The organism is Sphingobium psychrophilum (assembly GCF_012927105.1).
GTDB lineage: Bacteria > Pseudomonadota > Alphaproteobacteria > Sphingomonadales > Sphingomonadaceae > Sphingobium > Sphingobium psychrophilum.
On the sequence record NZ_JABBFV010000003.1, the window covers coordinates 13075 to 31078 of the forward strand.

General features: G+C 65.8%; 18 protein-coding genes and 1 tRNA gene. 6 read left to right on the forward strand and 13 right to left on the reverse strand.

Translation table 11 applies throughout. From position 1 onward, the window contains the following. Positions 1–6: 6 nt before the first annotated feature. From HHL08_RS05085 to HHL08_RS05105, 5 genes are all read right to left on the reverse strand, one after another. Positions 7–83, reverse strand: a tRNA-Arg gene (locus HHL08_RS05085). 61 nt (positions 84–144) lie between these two features. Then, positions 145–630 (reverse strand): DUF1178 family protein, encoded by a 486-nt coding sequence (locus HHL08_RS05090; protein ID WP_169571411.1) that lies wholly within the window; start codon positions 628–630, stop codon positions 145–147. Further along, a complete protein-coding gene (locus tag HHL08_RS05095) occupies positions 627–1457 on the reverse strand; it encodes a carbon-nitrogen hydrolase family protein (RefSeq protein ID WP_169571684.1) in 831 nt (276 codons plus the stop codon). Before HHL08_RS05095 ends, HHL08_RS05090 begins: the two co-directional genes overlap by 4 nt. An 8-nt stretch (positions 1458–1465) precedes the next feature. Next, positions 1466–1723 carry a glutaredoxin 3 gene (gene grxC, locus HHL08_RS05100; protein ID WP_169571412.1) on the reverse strand — a complete coding sequence of 86 codons (258 nt, stop codon included), beginning with the start codon at positions 1721–1723 and terminating at the stop codon, positions 1466–1468. Between the two features lie 116 nt (positions 1724–1839). Then, positions 1840–2580, reverse strand: a complete 741-nt coding sequence (locus HHL08_RS05105; RefSeq protein ID WP_169571413.1) for a ComF family protein — start codon at positions 2578–2580, stop codon at positions 1840–1842. A gap of 41 nt (positions 2581–2621) precedes the next feature. Between HHL08_RS05105 and HHL08_RS05110 the strand changes: the two genes are divergently transcribed. Continuing rightward, a complete protein-coding gene (locus HHL08_RS05110; RefSeq protein ID WP_169571414.1) occupies positions 2622–3473 on the forward strand; it encodes a class I SAM-dependent methyltransferase in 852 nt (283 codons plus the stop codon). 19 nt (positions 3474–3492) lie between these two features. Here HHL08_RS05110 and HHL08_RS05115 read toward each other — a convergent pair whose 3' ends face one another. Together HHL08_RS05115 and HHL08_RS05120 are read right to left on the reverse strand one after the other, a co-directional pair. Continuing rightward, positions 3493–4557 (reverse strand): SDR family oxidoreductase, encoded by a 1065-nt coding sequence (locus HHL08_RS05115; protein WP_169571415.1) that lies wholly within the window; start codon positions 4555–4557, stop codon positions 3493–3495. Positions 4558–4627: 70 nt separating this feature from the next. After that, positions 4628–5503: a metallophosphoesterase family protein gene (locus HHL08_RS05120; protein WP_169571416.1), complete on the reverse strand. Its 876-nt coding sequence runs from the start codon at positions 5501–5503 to the stop codon at positions 4628–4630. 81 nt (positions 5504–5584) lie between these two features. On the opposite strand from HHL08_RS05120, the gene HHL08_RS05125 reads away from it, so the two are divergent. Beyond that, a complete protein-coding gene (locus tag HHL08_RS05125; RefSeq protein WP_169571417.1) occupies positions 5585–6481 on the forward strand; it encodes a diacylglycerol/lipid kinase family protein in 897 nt (298 codons plus the stop codon). 77 nt (positions 6482–6558) lie between these two features. Here HHL08_RS05125 and rpsI read toward each other — a convergent pair whose 3' ends face one another. From rpsI to HHL08_RS05145, 4 genes are all read right to left on the reverse strand, one after another. Further along, entirely contained in the window at positions 6559–7131 is a 573-nt protein-coding gene (gene rpsI, locus HHL08_RS05130) for a 30S ribosomal protein S9 (protein ID WP_169571418.1), read from the reverse strand. Continuing rightward, complete coding sequence (gene rplM / locus HHL08_RS05135) at positions 7131–7610, reverse strand: 50S ribosomal protein L13 (protein WP_169571419.1); 480 nt, start codon at positions 7608–7610, stop codon at positions 7131–7133. The genes rpsI and rplM overlap by 1 nt, the downstream gene beginning before the upstream one ends. Before the next feature lie 133 nt (positions 7611–7743). Next, on the reverse strand, positions 7744–8532 hold the full coding sequence (locus HHL08_RS05140) for a hypothetical protein (RefSeq protein WP_169571420.1): 789 nt from the start codon (positions 8530–8532) through the stop codon (positions 7744–7746). Continuing rightward, on the reverse strand, positions 8529–9587 hold the full coding sequence (locus tag HHL08_RS05145) for a COX15/CtaA family protein (RefSeq protein ID WP_169571421.1): 1059 nt from the start codon (positions 9585–9587) through the stop codon (positions 8529–8531). Before HHL08_RS05145 ends, HHL08_RS05140 begins: the two co-directional genes overlap by 4 nt. A 149-nt stretch (positions 9588–9736) precedes the next feature. On the opposite strand from HHL08_RS05145, the gene HHL08_RS05150 reads away from it, so the two are divergent. Beyond that, complete coding sequence (locus HHL08_RS05150; protein WP_169571422.1) at positions 9737–11779, forward strand: hybrid sensor histidine kinase/response regulator; 2043 nt, start codon at positions 9737–9739, stop codon at positions 11777–11779. Positions 11780–11863: 84 nt separating this feature from the next. On the opposite strand, the gene HHL08_RS05155 is transcribed toward HHL08_RS05150, so the two are convergent. Together HHL08_RS05155 and HHL08_RS05160 are read right to left on the reverse strand one after the other, a co-directional pair. After that, positions 11864–12496: a 2-dehydro-3-deoxy-6-phosphogalactonate aldolase gene (locus HHL08_RS05155; RefSeq protein WP_169571423.1), complete on the reverse strand. Its 633-nt coding sequence runs from the start codon at positions 12494–12496 to the stop codon at positions 11864–11866. A 4-nt stretch (positions 12497–12500) separates the two neighbouring features. Next, complete coding sequence (locus tag HHL08_RS05160) at positions 12501–13397, reverse strand: 2-dehydro-3-deoxygalactonokinase (protein ID WP_169571424.1); 897 nt, start codon at positions 13395–13397, stop codon at positions 12501–12503. Between the two features lie 154 nt (positions 13398–13551). Between HHL08_RS05160 and HHL08_RS05165 the strand changes: the two genes are divergently transcribed. The 3 genes from HHL08_RS05165 (at position 13552) to HHL08_RS05175 (ending at position 17995) form a co-directional block, all read left to right on the forward strand. Continuing rightward, on the forward strand, positions 13552–15354 hold the full coding sequence (locus HHL08_RS05165) for an IlvD/Edd family dehydratase (RefSeq protein ID WP_169571425.1): 1803 nt from the start codon (positions 13552–13554) through the stop codon (positions 15352–15354). Between the two features lie 143 nt (positions 15355–15497). Beyond that, positions 15498–17075 carry an aldehyde dehydrogenase (NADP(+)) gene (locus HHL08_RS05170; protein ID WP_169571426.1) on the forward strand — a complete coding sequence of 526 codons (1578 nt, stop codon included), beginning with the start codon at positions 15498–15500 and terminating at the stop codon, positions 17073–17075. After that, complete coding sequence (locus HHL08_RS05175) at positions 17072–17995, forward strand: Gfo/Idh/MocA family protein (RefSeq protein WP_169571427.1); 924 nt, start codon at positions 17072–17074, stop codon at positions 17993–17995. The genes HHL08_RS05170 and HHL08_RS05175 overlap by 4 nt, the downstream gene beginning before the upstream one ends. The last annotated feature ends 9 nt before the right edge of the window (positions 17996–18004 follow it).

Consider the following 18004-nt stretch of genomic DNA (forward strand, 5'->3'; position numbering starts at 1 on the left):
GGAAGGTGGTGCACCCGACGGGATTCGAACCCATGGCCCTTAGATTAGGAATCTAATGCTCTATCCTGCTGAGCTACGGGTGCCCGGCGATGGCTCTATTGCGCGCGAAGAGCCCGGTCAATTCTCGGCCGTCAATTTAATGGCTCAATTCTTGGACTGCGGCGGGATAACAGGGAAGGGCAGCGGCGCCACCTCCACTCCTTCCGCGATCAGCGCCTTGGCTTCGGCGGGGGCGACCTCGCCATGGATGCTGATGCGGTCCTTTTCGCCATAATGCATCGCGCGGGCCTGCTCGGCGAAACCGCGGCCGACCCAGGTGCTGTCCTCCAGCGCCTTGCTTTGGGCGGTGGCCAGCGCCTCGACCAGCGCCTTCATCTTCGCCTGATCCGCGCCGCTCATCGCTGGCGCCGCGGGTTCCTCGCGCCCAGCTTTCTCGCGAATCGCGACCGCGCGGCTATTGCCCTTCGCGCCCACTGCCGGGGCCATCACAGCCTTGGTCACATCGCCGTCGCCACATAGCGGGCAGGCGAGCAGGCCGCGCGCCTTTTGATCCTCATAATCGGCGCTGGACCCGAACCAGGCTTCGAACACATGGCCCTGGCCTGCGCATTTGAGGTCGAACACGATCACGAAACAGTCACATCCTTCGGCATCACACGGCGGTTAGCGATCGCCGGCACGCGCCCGCGCACATCCCCTATGCGCGTCAGGTCAAGGTCCGCAAGCCCCAGCCCGGCCGTTTCGCCCATATCGAGCAACACCTCGCCCCAGGGATCGATCACTACGCTATGACCATAGGTGATCCGGCCATCGGCATGTGTCCCCACCTGCGCCGTCGCAATGACGTAGCAACCCGCCTCGATCGCGCGCGCGCGCAGCAGCACATGCCAATGTGCCTGCCCCGTCGGCACAGTGAAAGCGGCGGGCGCCAGCAGGATCGTCGCGCCAGCATTGGTCAACGCGCGATAGAGATCGGGGAAGCGCATGTCGTAGCAGATCGAAAAGCCCATCCGGCCCCAAGGCGTATCGGCCGCCACCACCTGCTCGCCCGGCCCATAGACCGACGATTCCCGCCAGCTTTCGCCGGTAGCCAGATCGACGTCGAACAGATGGATCTTGTCGTAGCGCGCCCGGATGGCGCCACTGTCGTCGATCAGGAAACTGCGATTGGCCCAGCGCCCGTCCGCCCGCTCATCCTTTAGCGGCAGCGAGCCGATATGCACCCACAACCCCTCGCGCGCTGCGGCCTCGCGCACGGCGGCCAGCACCACATCATCCGCCTCGCTCCGCAGCGTATCCGCGGCGCGCTTGCGGTCGCGGTCCAGATATCCGGCCATTTCAGGCGTGAACAACATGTCCGCGCCCTCACCCTTGGCCCGCTTCACCATGTCCACGATGGCGGCGGCGTTGGCGGCGGGATCGATCCCGCTGGTCATCTGGAACAGGGCGGCGCGCATATTGTCGCTCACAGGCCCAGCAATGCGTCCAGCTTGCCGTCACGGTTCAGCGCGCCAAGATCGTCGCTGCCGCCGATATGCTGGCTGTCGATGAAGATTTGCGGCACGGTAGATCGGCCGGGCGCGCGCTCCAGCATCTCGTCGCGCTTGGGGCCGCCCATCGTAATGTCATATTCCTCGAACGCGACGCCCTTGTCGGTCAGCAGCGCCTTTGCGCGGGCGCAATAGCCGCACCAGGCCTTCGTATAGATTTCGACTTTCGCCATGATAGCTCCTCAGAGCGATTTCGAGGCGGATGGCACATCCGCCGGCCCGGAAATCGCGACACACATAAGATCGCCCTGAAATTGGGGGAACGCGCGGCTTTGTCAATCGCCGTGCCTCATTCTACATCCGCGTCCGGCAGCACGCGCGCCCAACAGAGCAGCCGCACCTCACCTGCGCCGCCGCGCTTGAGCGCCCGCGTGCAGGCCGCCGCCGTCGCCCCGCTGGTATGGACATCGTCGATCAGTAGCACGCGCCGCCCCCTGATCGCAGGCGCTTCCGCCAGCGCAAACGCACCGCGCACCGCCTTCGCCCGCTGCGCCGGATTCATCCCCCGCAGTGGCGCGGTCCGTTTCACCCGGCGCAGGGCATGCTTCTCCACCGGCCAGCCGGTCAGCCGCCCCAGATGGTCCGCGATCAACGCCGACTGATTGAAGCCCCGATGCCACAGCCGCCAGCGATGCAAGGGCACCGGCACGATCAGCGCCTCCTCGCGCCCGACATGGCGCAGCATCTGCCGCGCGATCAACCGCGCCAAGCCGATGCGCCGCCCATATTTCAGCCGCAACGCCACCGTCTTCGCCACATCGCCATAGGCCAGCACCGCCCGCGCGCTATCCCAGGGCGGCGGGTCGGCCATGCACGCGCCGCACTCCGCCCCCGCGCCCATGTCATGCGGGAAAGGTGCGCCGCATCGGGCGCAGCAAGGGTCGCCCAGCAGTTCCATCCCGCTCCAGCAGGACAGGCAGAAGGCGAAATCCTCGCCTACGATGGCACCGCAACCGGGGCAGCGCGGCGGCAGCGCATAATCGACCGCGGGCTGCAAAACGCCCTTGAGAAGCGGGAGAAGCGACATCATCTGCCTTGTCCGCACTTCGCGCCCGATGCACAAGGCCCGCCATGGAATCCCGTCCCGACATTTTCGACCGAGCCCGCCGCGCGCGCCAGCGCGACCGGATGCTGCCTGCTTTCGCCGATCACGACTTTCTCTATCGCGCGATGCTGGACGAACTGCTCGATCGCCTGACAGACGTGCAGCGCGATTTGCCCGAAGCGCTGGTGATCGGTTGCCCGGACGGCAGCGCGAAGGCGGCGCTGGAAGCGATGGGCAAGCGCGTCGCCTGCACCGATCCCGGCTTCCTGGCGGCCAAAGCCACGGGCGGCGTGCAGGCGGATGAGGACGCCCTGCCCTTCGCCGACGACAGTTTCGATCTGGTGATCGCCTGCGGCACGCTGGACAGCGTCAACGACTTGCCCGGCGCGCTGATCCTGATGCGGCGGGTGCTGCGCCCCGACGGATTGATGCTCGCGGCCTTTGCCGGCGCAGGCAGCCTGACGCGCCTCAAATCCGCGCTGCTCGCGGCCGAGGGCGACCGGCCCGGCCAGCATGTTCATCCACAGGTCGATGTGCGATCGGCCGGCGACCTTTTGAGCCGCGCGGGCTTCGCCATGCCGGTAGCGGACGGCGAGATGCTGGCCATCCGTTATGGCGATGTGGTGCGGCTGATGCACGACCTGCGCTTCATGGGCGCGGGCAATGCGCTGGCGACCCGATCACCGACGCTGACGCGCGACATCTTGATGCGCGCGGCGGGGCATTTCGCCGACGCCGCCGACCCGGACGGGCGCACCGCGGAACAGATGGCGCTGGTCTATCTGTCAGGCTGGAAACCCGATCCGAGCCAGGCGGGACCGGCCCGACGCGGCAGCGCAACCATGTCGCTGGCGGCGGCGCTGAAAGGGAAGGCGTGACCCTTCCCTTCGCACGCGCTCAAGGAATGAGGCGGTCGGCACGGAGGCGTTCGAACAGGGCGAAGAACGCATCATCTGTGGGCTGATAGGTTGTGAAACCCATTCGGCGGCTTTTCGACATGTCGGTCACCACTTCGATCGGACGACCCAGATCGGCGTCGGTATGCCAGGGGGACGCCAGGCGGGTGATGTCGGTTTCGACCAGACCGTCGCGTTCGGCGATCCGGCGCCATATCGCCGCGTCGTGTGCCATCTGCCGTTCCAGCGGCAGGACTTCGCCATCGAACGGCGCGGCCTCCAGCCCAAACCACGTGGCGATGCGGCCCCACAGCCATTGCCAACGAAACACGTCGCCATTGACGATGTTGAAGGCTTCATTGCGCGCCGACGCCGTTTGCGTGGCCCATAGCAGATGCTTCGCCAGCACAATGGCGTCGGTCATGTCGGTCAACCCATGCCACTGCGCCGCAGAGCCGGGAAAGCGGAAGGGACGCCCCGTTTCGCGGCACAGGGTCGCATAGACGGCCAGCGTCGTGCCCATGTTCATCGCATTGCCGACCGCCTTGCCGATGACCGTATGTGGACGATGCACGCTCCAGCCGAAGCCGTCGCGTTCGGCGGCGGCAAACAGTTCGTCCTCCTGAGCATAATAGAAATTCTCGACATCCAGCCGCCCTTGTTCTTCGCGAAACGGGGTCTGCGGCAGCACGCCTTTTCCATAGGCTTCGAAAGGACCGAGATAATGTTTGAGGCCCGTCACCAGCGCGACATGGCGCGTGCTGCCGCCGGGGCGAAGGCCGTCGAGCAGGTTGCGCACCATGGCGGCATTCACCCGGATGTTTTCCGCCTCGCTATCCTGCCGCAGCCAGGTGGTGATGAACACCGCATCAGGGCGGATATCAGCGAGCGCGGTCGCCGTCGCCTCGGCATCCTGAAGGTCGGCGACAACAGGCAGGACGCCCGCCTGGCTTGTCGGTCGCCGCGACAGACCATGCACCGTCCATCCTTCGGCGGCCAAAAGCGCAGCGGTAGCACCGCCCACGATCCCGCTTGCGCCGACGACGAGGGCTATTTTTTCCGTCATGATATTCCGATCAGTATGTTGGATTTGAGATGTCAGACCGTTGCAGTCGCATATAGTCCGTTGGCGGGCATCAGGTCGCAGAACCCAGCGCCAGTTCGCCGATCACCGGTGCTTCATCGACAGCGCGCGATGTCCATTCTTCATCCTGACGACGATATTCCACATGGCTCGCACGCCGGAATGCCGCGCCGTCCCACACGATTACCTGCAACTCCATCTCGTTGTTGCGCCGCACATGCAGCCAGTTGAAGCTTTGCGGTTCGGCATTGCGTAGCCGGGTCGATGTCGCGGTGCCGGCCTGGATCACCAGCGCGCCGCCGCTATTTTCCACCATCTTGCGCGCCGCCTGTGCATAGGTGCGATGGAAATGGCCGGCCAGCGCCAGATGCACGCCGGCCTCACACGCGGCCTTGACCGCATCATCATGCTGGCCGACCGCTTCGCTCAACTCTCCGCCCCGACCGATCGGCATGGAAAAGAGCGGATGATGGGTGACGAGGATACGGGTCTTGTCGGGCGCGACCTTGGCGAAGCGGTCGCGCAGCATGTCCATCTGCGCGTGGTTGATCCGTCCGTCCTTGATCGTCAGCGACCGGGCGGTGTTGAGGCCCAGCATCGCCACCTCCGCATCCTCGTAAAAGGGGCACAGGTCGTTGCTGATATAGCGTTTGTAGCGCGCGAGCGGCCGGGTGAAGCGACGCACCACATCGTAAAGCGGCACGTCATGATTGCCCGGAATGACCAGCGTCTTCAGCCCCGCGGCCTTTAGCCGCCCCAACCAGGCTGCGGCCTGTTTGAACTGGTCGACCCGCGCGCGCTGGGTGAAGTCCCCGCTGATGACCACAAGGTCGGGGCGGCGTTCCTCCAGCCAGGCGGTCGCCGCATCTACGATCTTGGGATCGTTGGCGCCGAAATGAATGTCGGAGAGATGTGCGATGCGAGCCATGTCAGGGTAACGAATCCATGGCCTATGGTTTCCCTAAGCATTTCGATGCACCCGAAATCGATTTGGCGGAGTTATTGCGGCATGGAAACGAAACCACTCCCCAAGGACGCCATATTGGTCGTCAACGCCCATAGCCGCCGCGGGCAGGATAATTTTGCGCAGGCGAAAGAGAAGCTGGAGGCCGCGGGCGTCCGCCTGATCGCCGCCCATGCGGTCGAAGAACCGGAAAAGATGGCGCAGATGGTGCGAGAGGCGGTGGCAAGTGGCGCACCGATGGTGATCGTGGGCGGCGGCGATGGCTCGATGTCCGGCACGGTGGACGAACTAGTGGGCAAGGATTGCGTGTTCGGCGTGCTGCCATTGGGCACCGCAAACAGCTTCGCCCGCACGCTGGGCCTGCCACTCGACCTGGAGGGCGCGGTACAGGCGATCGCAACGGGCCAGCGCCGCCGCGTCGACCTGGGCATGATCGAGCGCGATTATTTCGTCAACGCGGCCGCACTCGGCCTATCGCCGCAGATCGGCCAAACGGTGCCGCACAAGCTCAAACGCTATCTCGGGCGGATCGGTTATCTGATGTGGGCGGTCAAATGCTCCGTCGGATTCCGCGCCTTCCGCCTGACCATTGATGACGGCGAAAATCAGCGCCGCATGTGGTCGACCGAGGTGCGCATCCTTAACGGTCCCTATCATGGCGGGGTCGAACTGTCCGACCATGCCGATGTCGATACCGGCGAAATCGTGATCCAGGCGGTGGTCGGGCGCAGCAAGCCGCGCCTTGCCTGGGACTGGTACGCTAAATTCTTCAAGCTGCGCGATCGCAACGCCCATACCGAGGAATTTCATGGGAAATCGTTCAGGATCGAAACCCATCCGCGCCAGCGCATATCGATCGACGGCGAAGTGCTGGCGAAAACGCCGGTGACCGTGAAGATCGCGCCGGGCGCGGTCGAGGTGGCGGTGCCGCGCGCGGAATAGCCCGCCCCTTTGTCATCCGAGCAACAAAAAAGGGACCGTAAACCGGTCCCTTTCCTGTTTTCGGCTGTTCGAAAAGCTTAGCGCTTCGAGAACTGGAAGCTCTTGCGCGCCTTCGCCTTGCCGTACTTCTTACGCTCGACGACGCGGCTGTCGCGGGTCAGGAAGCCTTCGGCCTTGACGGCGCTGCGCAGCGCCGGTTCGTACTTGGTCAGCGCCTGGGCGATGCCATGCTTGACCGCGCCGGCCTGGCCCGACAGACCGCCGCCCTTGACGGTGGCGATGACGTCATACTGACCGCTACGGTCGGTCACGCCGAACGGCTGGTTGATCACCAGACGCAGGGTGGGACGCGCGAAGTAGATTTCCTGATCGCGGCCATTGACCGTGATCTTGCCGGTGCCGGGCTTCACCCACACGCGGGCGACGGCATCCTTACGACGCCCGGTCGCATAGGCGCGACCGAGATTGTCGATTTCCTGTTCGCGCAGCGGCATGGTCGAAACCGGCGGCGCGATCGGCGCAGCAACGACGTCTTCACCTTCGGCGGCGGCGGGCGCTGCCGCAGCAGCGGCAGGTGCGGCGACCGGCGCGGCAGCGGCGTCGGCCGCGATCTGCGCGAGGTCGGACAGGGACTGGCGGTTATCGGACATTATGCACCCACCTTGTTCTTGCGGTTGCGCGATGCGAAATCGAGCACTTCAGGGTTCTGGGCTTCGTGGGGATGCTCGGTGCCGGCGAAAACGCGCAGGTTGCGCATCTGCTGGCGGCCCAGCGGACCACGGGGGATCATGCGCTCGATAGCCTTTTCAAGCACGCGCTCTGGGAAACGGCCTTCCAAAATCTTGGCAGGCGTGGTTTCCTTGATGCCGCCGGCATAGCCGGTGTGCTTGTAATAGATCTTGTCCGTCAGCTTCTTGCCGGTGAACTTGACCTTGCCCGCGTTGATGATGATGACATTGTCACCGCAATCGACGTGGGGCGTGAAGCTGGTCTTGTGCTTGCCACGCAGGATATTCGCGACGGTCGAAGCGAGACGGCCCACAACGGCGCCTTCGGCGTCGATCAGGATCCACTTCTTTTCGACCGTTGCCGGGGTCGCCGGCTTGGTGGTCTTCATCAGCGCCTTCATGGTGCCAATACTCCAGAATAAAATGAAACCGGGTGCCGTCACCGACACCCGGAAGTGGGGCGCTAATGACGGGTGAGGCCCGACAAGTCAAGAGATTCGGCCGCTTTGCTGACGGGTAAAATAATACCGTCTCTCATTTGGCCGGGGTCAGCGTCCGGCTTTCGGTCAGGGCGAGCGATCCCACGGCCAGGCTGCGCTGCTGCGTTTCCACCAGCCCGCTGGTGCGCGACAGGCGATAATGGATGCCGACTTGCACGCCCTCCCCGGCCAGCTTCTCCTCCAGGTCCAGCGCATCGGCCGGTTGCCCGACGACTCGCAGCGTGCCTTCGACCGGCACCGGCCGGCCCAGCGGCGATCCCGCCACGGTGCGCAGCCCGCGCCCCTCGCCACCCTCTACGCTACTGCCTGCGAACAGGAAGAGCGGCTGGACTTCGCCCGCCAGCAGCGCGAGCCGGCCCTCGGGCGACAAGCTGGCGAACAGCGCCTTTACATTCGCAGCCGCCTTGTGCCGAGGGCTATCGGGCGCGAACTTGGCCAGCATCGCGTCGATCCCGGCCTGCACCGCGCTCCAGACTGCATCGATATCGTCGACGCCAACAATCCGCCCCTGCCCGTCCAGCCGGAAGCGCAGCTCGACGCCGACCAGCGGGGTCAGCGCGGCGCGATAGGGTTCGGCCCCGGCGGCCGGCGCATCGCTGTCGATGTCCCGCAACGTCGCTTGCAAGATATAGCCTTCGCCTGCCCGTTCGAACCGCAGGTCGCGGATGGCGCTGAACCGGCGGGTGGTGCCTTCCACCGGCCGATGCTGCTCGATCCGATAGACCAGCGCGCTGTCCGTCGGCGGCGCGAAGGGGATGGCGATGCCCTGCGCCGCTACAGGCTGGCTGAAGGCGATAAGCGCGACGGCAAGCAGCCCCCTCAACGGCGCGCACCCACGGCATGGGCGCCCCAGGCGGCGGCGGCCACGAGCAGCGCGCCGACCGCCTGATGCAGCACGGCGATCGGCAGCGCGATGCCGCTGATAACCGTGGCGATGCCCAGCAGGATCTGCGTGCCCAGCGCCGCATTGATCGCGATCGACGCGCCCCGCTGCCCGGCCTGCTTCGCCCGCCGCGCCAGCAGGATCAGCGCCACCGCGGCGACCCACGCCCACCAGCGATGGAGGAAATGGACGAGATAGGGATCGCTCGACACCGTGGCCCAGAGCGAGCCCAGCCACTGGATGCCTTCGGGCACGACATGGTCGTTCATCAGCGGCCAGGTGTTCGACACATAGCCCGCGTCCAGCCCCGCGGTGAAGGCGCCCAGCATCAACTGGACCAGCAGCACCAGCAGCACGACCAGAGCGAAGGGGCGCAGCGCGGCTGGCTGCGCGCGCGGCGACCGCGCAAGCGCGCGCAGATCAAGCGCGGTCCATACCAGCCCGCCGATGATGAAGAGCGCCGTCAACAGGTGCACCGCCAGCCGGTAATGGCTGACGTCGGTGCGCACCGACAGGCCAGACTTCACCATCCACCAGCCGATCGCCCCCTGCAACCCGCCCAGCGCCAGCAAGGCGACCAGCCTTGCGCCGTAGCCCTTCGGAATGGCCCGCCGCGCCGCGAACCAGACCAGCGGCAGGGCGAAGGCGACGCCGATCAGGCGACCGAGCAGCCGGTGCGCCCATTCCCAGAAAAAGATGAACTGAAAATCGGACAGGGTCATGCCCCGGTTGATCTGCTGATATTCGGGAATTTGTTGATATAGGCGAAACGCCTCGATCCACTGGTCATGGGTCAGCGGCGGAATGGCGCCGGTGATCGGCTTCCACTGGGTAATCGAAAGGCCGGATTCGGTCAGCCGGGTGATGCCGCCCACCACCACCATGCAGAAGACCAGCAGCGCCACGACCAGCAACCAGTGAGCGATCGCGGCAGGACGGGGCGCGGCCGGGCGCGGGACGGGGGGCGCGGAACGGCTGAAAGGAAACAAGGTCATGGCCGGTCCATGCGCTTATGTCCTGCCCTTTTCAAGCTGTTGCCGGGTGCATAAGGGGTGGACAAAACAGCCCAGCCGCTGGCGGTTGACGGGAAACAAAACGCCCCGCAGGCGTATCATCCCAACTTCAATTCATGCAGGGGCTTTTGATGATCGCCGCATCGACGGGAACAGCCGCGATGATCGCCGCACAGGGACCGATGGGCGCCCTTACCGCCGCGTTGGGCGCATCCTCACCGCTTGGCCTTGTGGACGCATGGTCACCCACACTCGTCTCGACGGTACGGCTGATGCTGTCTTCCAAGGCGGAGATCGTCCTGTTCTGGGGACCGGACTTCTGCGCGCTCTATAATGAAAGCTACGCGCCCACGATCGGCGACAAGCATCCGCAGGCGCTGGGCCGCCCGGCGCGCGAAGGCTGGGGCGAATTGTGGGACGATCTGGGTCCGCTGCTGCAATCGGTGCTCGACACCGGCGAAACCATCCATGCCAAGGACCGGCCCTTCTATATCGAGCGCGACGGCGGGCGCGGCGAGGATGTCTATTTCGACATCAGCTACTCGCCCGTGTTCGAAGGCGACGGGTCGATCGGCGGCGTGTTGTGCATCGTCAGCGAGACGACCAAGCGCGTGCTGGCGGAACGGGCGATGCTGGCCGACCGCAACCGGCTCTGGGCGCTGGCGCGCGACCCGTTCCTGATCGCCGACACGACCGGCGTCTGGCTGGCGGCCAGCCCGGCCTGGACCGAGATATTGGGCTGGAGCGAGGCGGAATTGATCGGCCGCACCGCCGAATGGATGGAGCATCCCGACGACATCCAGCCGACCCGCGATCAGATTGACGGCCTGGCGCATGGCCAGCCGGTGCTGCGCTTCGACAATCGTTTCCGCGCCCGCGACGGCGATTATCGCACCTTTAGCTGGACCGCCGTGTCGGAAGGCGGCACCGTCTATGCCGTGGCCCGCGACGTCACCGAACAGCGCGCCCATGCCCGCGCGCTGGCCGATACGGAGGCGGCGCTCCGCCAGGCGCAAAAGATGGAGACGCTGGGCCAGTTGACCGGCGGCGTGGCGCACGACTTCAATAACCTGCTCCAGATCGTCACCGGCAACCTGGAACTGCTGCAACGCGCTTTGCCCGCCGACGACGCCCGGCTCCAGCGGATGGTCGGGCGCGCCGCAGCGGGCGCAGACCGCGCGGCTGTGCTGACGCAGCGGCTGCTCGCCTTCTCCCGCCGCCAGCCGCTCGATCCCCGGCCGACCGATCCCAACCGGCTGGTCGCGGGCATGTCCGATATGCTGCATCGGACGTTGGGCGAAACCATCGCCGTGAAGACGATGGAGGCACCCGAACCCTGGCCGATCGCTGTCGATGTCAACCAGATGGAAAATGCGCTGCTCAATCTGGCGGTCAACGCGCGCGACGCCATGCCCGATGGCGGCAAGCTGACGATCGAAGTGTCCAACAGCTATATCGAGGCGGAACAGGCCGCGCGCGAAGACGGGTTGAAGCCCGGCGAATATGTGATGATCGGCGTGTCGGACACGGGCGAAGGGATGGGCGCGGCGACGCTGGCGCAAGCGATCGAACCCTTTTTCACCACGAAGGATGTGGGGCGCGGCACCGGCCTTGGCCTGTCGATGGTCTATGGCTTCATCAAGCAATCGGGCGGCCATATGCGCGTCTATTCGGAGCCGGGTGACGGCACCAGCGTCATGCTCTACCTGCCGCGCCATCACGGTTGCGCGGCGGTGGAAGATGCGCCGGAAACGTCGATGCAGGCGCCCAGAGGCGGGCACGAGACGATATTGCTGTGCGAGGACGACGATAATGTCCGCGCTTATTCGCATGAAGTGCTGCGCGACCTTGGCTATCATGTCGTGTCGGCCGCCGATGGCGCGGCCGCTCTTGCAGCGCTGGAAGCGGCGGATGCGCCGGTCGACCTGCTCTTCACCGATGTCGTGCTGCCCGGCGGGATGACCGGCGCCGACCTGGCGGCCGCGGCCAAGACGCGCTGGCCCGGCCTCAAGATCCTGTTCACCACCGGCTACGCCCGCAACGCCATCGTCCATCATGGCCGGCTGGATGAGGGCGTCGACCTGCTGACCAAGCCTTTCAGCTATGGCGATCTCGCCGCCAAGGTCCGCGAGGTGCTGGACCGCGCCGAGGAGATGGCGCAGCCCGTTGGATGACAATCAAGGTCCGTTCGCTTCGAGCGAAGTCGACAAGCCTTGCACGACGTTTCTCGACTTCGCTCGAAACGAACGGAAAAATGGTTATCCCAGCGTCGCCTGCCACGCCGCGACCAGATCGCGCCCGCGCTGTCCTACGGTCGCCGCGTCATCGCCCGGCTTGTAGAGCGCGCCGCCCACGCCAATGCCTTCGCAGCCGCCCGCCAGCCATTCGCCGATCGTGTCCGCGCCGGTGCCGCCCACGGCCCAGACGCCGATGTCGCGCGGCAGCACGTCCTTGACCGCCTTCACATAGGCCGCGCCCAGACGGGCCGCCGGGAACAGCTTGATCCGCTTCGCCCCCGCCGCGATGGCCGCAAAAGCCTCGCTCGGCGTCATGAAGCCGGGCAACAGGTCCAGGCCCAGTTCCGCGCCGCGTGCGATCACCGCCGGATTGGTATTGGGCGTGACCATGATGCGCCCGCCAGCGGCGTGCAGCGCCTCGACCGCCTCGACACTCAGCACCGTCCCCGCGCCGATCAGCGCGCGGCCGCCGAATTCCGCCTGCATCGCTGCGATGCTGGCAAGCGGATCGGGCGAATTGAACGGCACTTCGAGGATGCGGATACCCGCATCCACCAAAGCGGCGCTGACATCGATCGCTTCGTCGGGCCTTATGCCGCGCAGGATCGCGCAGATGGGCGGCGCGCCATCGGCCAGCAGGTCGTCCAGGGTCATGCTATCAAATCTCCGTCAGGCCAAGGCCGGCGAGCGCGCAGGCGTCACCGTCCAGCATGTGCGTGGCCACGCCCTGCCTGTCCAGTGCCTGCGCATAGCGGGCGGACAGGCGTGCGTCGCCGATCAGGATGATGCTGTCCGTCGTGCCCACCATGCCGCGCATCTCCGCGATCTCGCAGCCGATCAACAGGCCGGACAAATAGCCCAGCGCCCAGTCGGGCGAGCGCCCCTGGCGCAGCCGCATGGCGCGCGCCGCGAACAACGACTGCAACAGCTTCCCGTCATGCGCGCGGTCGAGCCCCTCGGCAAAGCCTGTGGCTTCCTCCACCGGGTTGGTGGCATCGACCTTCGGACCCAGGGTCGATTGATCGCGCAACAACGCGAACAATTCGCCGGTGGGCATGGTGCGGAAGGCGGTGATGCGGCCATCCTCAACCAGCGACCATTTATTGTGGGTGCCGGGCAGGACGATCATGTGCCGCCCCGTACCCAGCGCCAGGTCGCGGGCAATCGCGCCGAACATCTGGGTTTCCTCGCCCCGCATGACATCGGGGATGCCATCCGCGCCCTCGCAGGCCAGGCCCGCCATGATGGCCACCGGAATCCCGCGCCAGTCGAAGCGCATCGCCGCCTGCCGCCAGGCCTCCGCATCGGCGGGGCAATCGGCATAGGGTGCCTCGACCCAGCCGTCGCGCGCGCCTGCCATGCCGCATAGGGTGATCGATTCGGGCAGGCCGTCGGCCAGCCAAGGCGCGATCGCGTCGGCAAAGGCCGCCTCCGCCGCGCCGCCCACCGCGCCGATCCCAGGCCCGTCGCACCGCGCCGCCAAGACACCATTTTCGACCCGGAACAGCCGCAGACGGCTCGTTCCCCAATCGCCGACAACGGCATAGCCCTTCATCGACACGCAATCGGCCCCTTGTAGATGGTAGCGCTCACATCTTCTCATTTCGGGTGCTTGAATTTCTATTTGTCTGAGTATATCAGGAGGCGGAGCGCGTCAACGCGCCATGCCCAATTTCTGCGTCAGCCATTTCTTGAATCAGGATGCCCCGATGAGCGATTCGCCCAAGACTTTCCCGAAGCTGCGCAGCCGCGCCTGGTTCGACAACCCGGACAATATCGACATGACGTCGCTCTATCTGGAGCGTTACCTGAACTTCGGCCTGAGCCTGGACGAACTGCGCAGCGGCAAGCCGATCATCGGCATCGCCCAGACCGGCAGCGACCTGTCGCCCTGCAACCGCCACCATATCGTGCTGGCCGAACGGATGCGCGACGGTATTCGCGAAATGGGCGGCATCGCGCTAGAATTTCCGGTTCATCCGATTCAGGAAACCGGCAAGCGCCCGACCGCGGGCCTTGACCGCAACCTCGCCTATCTGGGCCTGGTCGAAGCCATGTACGGCTATCCGCTGGACGGCGTGATCCTGACCACCGGTTGCGACAAGACCACGCCCGCGCTGCTGATGGCGGCCGCCACCGTCAACATCCCCGCGATCGCCCTGTCGGTCGGCCCGATGCTGAACGGCTGGTTCAAGGGCGAACGCACCGGATCGGGCACGATCGTCTGGAAGGGTCGCGAGTTGCTGGCCGCCGGCAAGATCGATGACGAAGGCTTCATCAAGCTCGTCGCCTCTTCGGCACCATCGACCGGCTATTGCAACACCATGGGCACGGCATCGACCATGAACAGCCTGGCCGAAGCATTGGGCATGATGCTGCCGGGTTCCGCGGCGATCCCTGCCCCCTATCGCGATCGCCAGGAAGTCGCCTACCTCACCGGCAAGCGCATCGTCGAAATGGTCGCCGAGGATCTCAAGCCGTCGGAAATCATGACGCTGGACGCCTTCCACAACGCCATCGTCGTCAATTCGGCGATCGGCGGATCGACCAACGCGCCGATCCATCTGTCCGCCATCGCCCGCCACATGGGCGTGGAATTGCCGCTGAAGGACTGGGAGACGGTCGGTCATAAGGTGCCGCTGCTCGTCAACCTCCAGCCCGCCGGCGAATATCTGGGCGAGGATTATTATCGCGCCGGCGGCGTCCCCGCCGTCGTCAGCCAGTTGATCGACCAGGGCCTGATCCGCGAAGGTGCGATGACCGTCAATGGCAAGACCATGGGCGAAAATTGCAAGGGCGTGGAGATTGAGGACGAAAAGGTCATCCGTCCGTTCGACCAGCCGCTGGTCGAGGAAGCCGGCTTCCTGGTCCTGTCGGGCAATCTGTTCGATGCCGCTATCATGAAGACCAGCGTCATCAGCGCCGAGTTCCGCGATCGTTACCTGTCCAACCCCGACGATCCCGAAGCCTTTGAAGGCCCGGCGATCGTATTCGACGGGCCGGAGGATTATCATCACCGAATCGACGATCCAGCCACCGGCATCACCGCCAATTCGCTGATGTTCATGCGCGGCGCGGGGCCGATCGGCTATCCCGGCGCAGCGGAAGTCGTGAACATGCGGCCGCCTGCTTACCTCATCACCGAAGGCGTCAGCGCCCTGCCCTGCATCGGCGATGGTCGCCAATCGGGGACTAGCGGAAGCCCCTCGATCCTCAACGCATCGCCCGAAGCGGCGGCGATGGGCGGGCTGGCGCTGCTGGAAACCGGCGACCGGGTTCGCATGGACCTGAAAGCCGGGGTGGTGAACGTCCTGATTTCCGACGAGGAACTGGCCGATCGCCGGGCGAAGCTGGAGGCCGCAGGCGGCTTCCAATATCCCGCCTCGCAGACCCCCTGGCAGGAAATCCAGCGCTCGGTCGTCGGCCAGTTGAACACCGGCGCCATATTGGAAGGCGCGGAAAAATATCAGCGCATCGCCCAGACCATGGGCCTGCCGCGCGACAATCATTGACCCATTGAAGGCAGGGGCGTCCGTCGCCATCTGCGGCGCCCCCGCCTTCCCCCCCTTTTGCATCACCTGCGCTGGAAATCGATCAGCGCTTCCCGGCGCGATCGTCTAGCCAGACCCATTGCCCCCATTTCAGGAGAACGACCATGTTCAACGGAGCCATCCTTATCGGCGCGAGCGAGCGCACCGGCGGCGCACCTTTCCACGCCATCGACCCGTCGACCGGCGCGAAGGGCGAGATCGCCTTTTCCAACGCATCGACCGCCGATGTCGCTGATGCGACCGCGCTGGCCGATGCCGCGTTCGAAACCTTCTCGACCCTGACGCCGGACGCGCGCGCCATTTTTCTGGAAACCGTCGCCGACCAGATCGTCGCCATCGGCGACCTGCTCATCACCACCGCGATGAGTGAATCCGGTCTGCCGCGCGGTCGCCTGGAGGGCGAACGTGGCCGCACCGTCGGCCAGTTGCGCCTGTTCGCCAGCTATGTCCGCCAGGGCGACTGGCTCGACGCCACCATCGATAAGGCGCTGCCCGACCGCGCGCCCCTGCCCCGCAGCGACCTGCGCCGCGTCAACCAGGCGCTTGGCCCGGTCGCCGTGTTCGGCGCGTCCAACTTCCCGCTCGCCTTCTCGGTCGCGGGCGGTGACACCGCATCCGCCTTCGCGGCCGGTTGCCCGGTGGTGGTGAAGGGCCACCCCGCCCATCCCGGCACCGGCGAACTTGTCGCCCGCGCGATCATCGCGGCGGTCGCGGCGTGCGGCCTGCCCGAAGGCGTCTTCTCCTACCTGCCCGGCACCACCAATGATCTGGGCGGCGCGCTGGTCGCCGATCCTCGCATCAAGGCGGTGGGCTTCACCGGATCGCGCGGCGGCGGTATTGCGCTGATGCAGATTGCGGCCAAGCGCGCCGAGCCGATCCCGGTCTATTCGGAAATGTCGAGCATCAACCCGGTCGTCCTGCTGCCCGGCGCGCTCGCGGCGCGGGCCGAAGCATTGGGCACGGCATTCGTCGGCTCCATGTCGCTGTTCGCGGGCCAGTTCTGCACCAACCCCGGCATGGTGATCGCGCTCGACAGCCCCGATCTCGATACGTTCGTCGCTTCGGCCGCCAACGCCCTGTCGGCCAACGCAGCGCAGGTCATGCTGACGCCTGGCATCCACGCCGCCTATGAAAAGGGCGTCGATGCACTGGCGAGCGCGGATGGCGTGACCACCATCGCCCGCGGCACGGAAGCGGACGGCGCCAACCGTGGCCAGTCGGCCTTCTTCGCCACCGCGTCCGACCAGTTCCGCGCCAACCCGGCGCTGGCGCATGAAGTGTTCGGTGCATCCTCGATCCTGGTGAAATGCGCCACGATCGAAGACGTCATCGCCACCATCGCCGATCTGGAAGGCCAGTTGACCGCCACGCTCCAGATGGAAACCAGCGATGCGGACGATGCCGCCAAGCTGCTGCCCACGCTGTCGCGTAAAGTGGGCCGCGTGCTTGCGAATGGCTGGCCCACCGGCGTTGAAGTGACTCATGCCATGGTCCATGGCGGTCCCTTCCCGTCCACGTCCGACGGCCGTTCGACCTCGGTCGGGACGCTGGCGATGATGCGCTTCCTGCGTCCGGTCTGCTATCAGGATCTGAGCGACGCGCTGCTGCCGCCGGCGTTGCAGGCCGCCAACCCCTGGGGTCTGACGCGCCGTAACGAAGGCAAGCTGGAAGTGGCCGCATGACGATCCGGGCAGGTCTGGTAGGGCTGGGTAAAATCGCGCGCGATCAGCACCTGCCCGCAATTGCAAAAATCGACGGGATAGAGCTGGTCGCCGTCGCCAGCCGCAACGCGCAAGGGGAAGGGGTGAATAATTACCCTGACCTTGGCGCGATGCTGGCGGGCGAAAGCGACCTAGACGCCGTGATCCTCTGCCAGCCGCCACAGGTCCGCTATCATGCGGCCCGGCAAGCGTTGCTGGCGGGGAAACATGTGTTTCTGGAAAAGCCGCCGGGCGCGACCGTGTCCGAAGTGGAGGCGCTGACGGCCCTCGCCAAGGCGCAGGGCGTCACCCTCTACGCCAGCTGGCACAGCCGCTACGCCGCCGCCGTGGCGCAGGCGAAGGCCTGGATTGCAGAGCGCAAGGTGGAGCGGATCGACATTCAGTGGCGCGAGGATGTCCGTCACTGGCATCCGGGCCAGCCCTGGATCTGGGAAGCGGGCGGTTTCGGCGTATTCGATCCGGGCATCAACGCCCTGTCGATCCTGACCGAAATCGTGGCCGAGCCGATCACGGTGCTATCGGCCGAACTGGAAGTCCCGTCCAACAAGCAGGCGCCGATCGGCGCGACGCTCCAGATGGCGACGGCGTCAGGCGCGGCGATCGATACCGTGTTCGACTGGCGCCAGACTGGGCCGCAGACCTGGGACATCGCGGTCGAGACGGACAAGGGCAGCCTGCTTCTGTCCGAAGGCGGCAACACGCTGCGGCTGGACGGCGAAGTGCAGATGAAGGCCCCGGACGAGGAATATCCGGTCATGTACCGCCGTTTCGTGCGCCTGGTGGCCGACAAGGCGATCGATGCAGACACCGCGCCGCTGCGGCTGGTGGCGGATGCCTTCCTTTGCGGACGGCATTGCCCTACGGCAGCATTTGAGGACTGACATATAGGG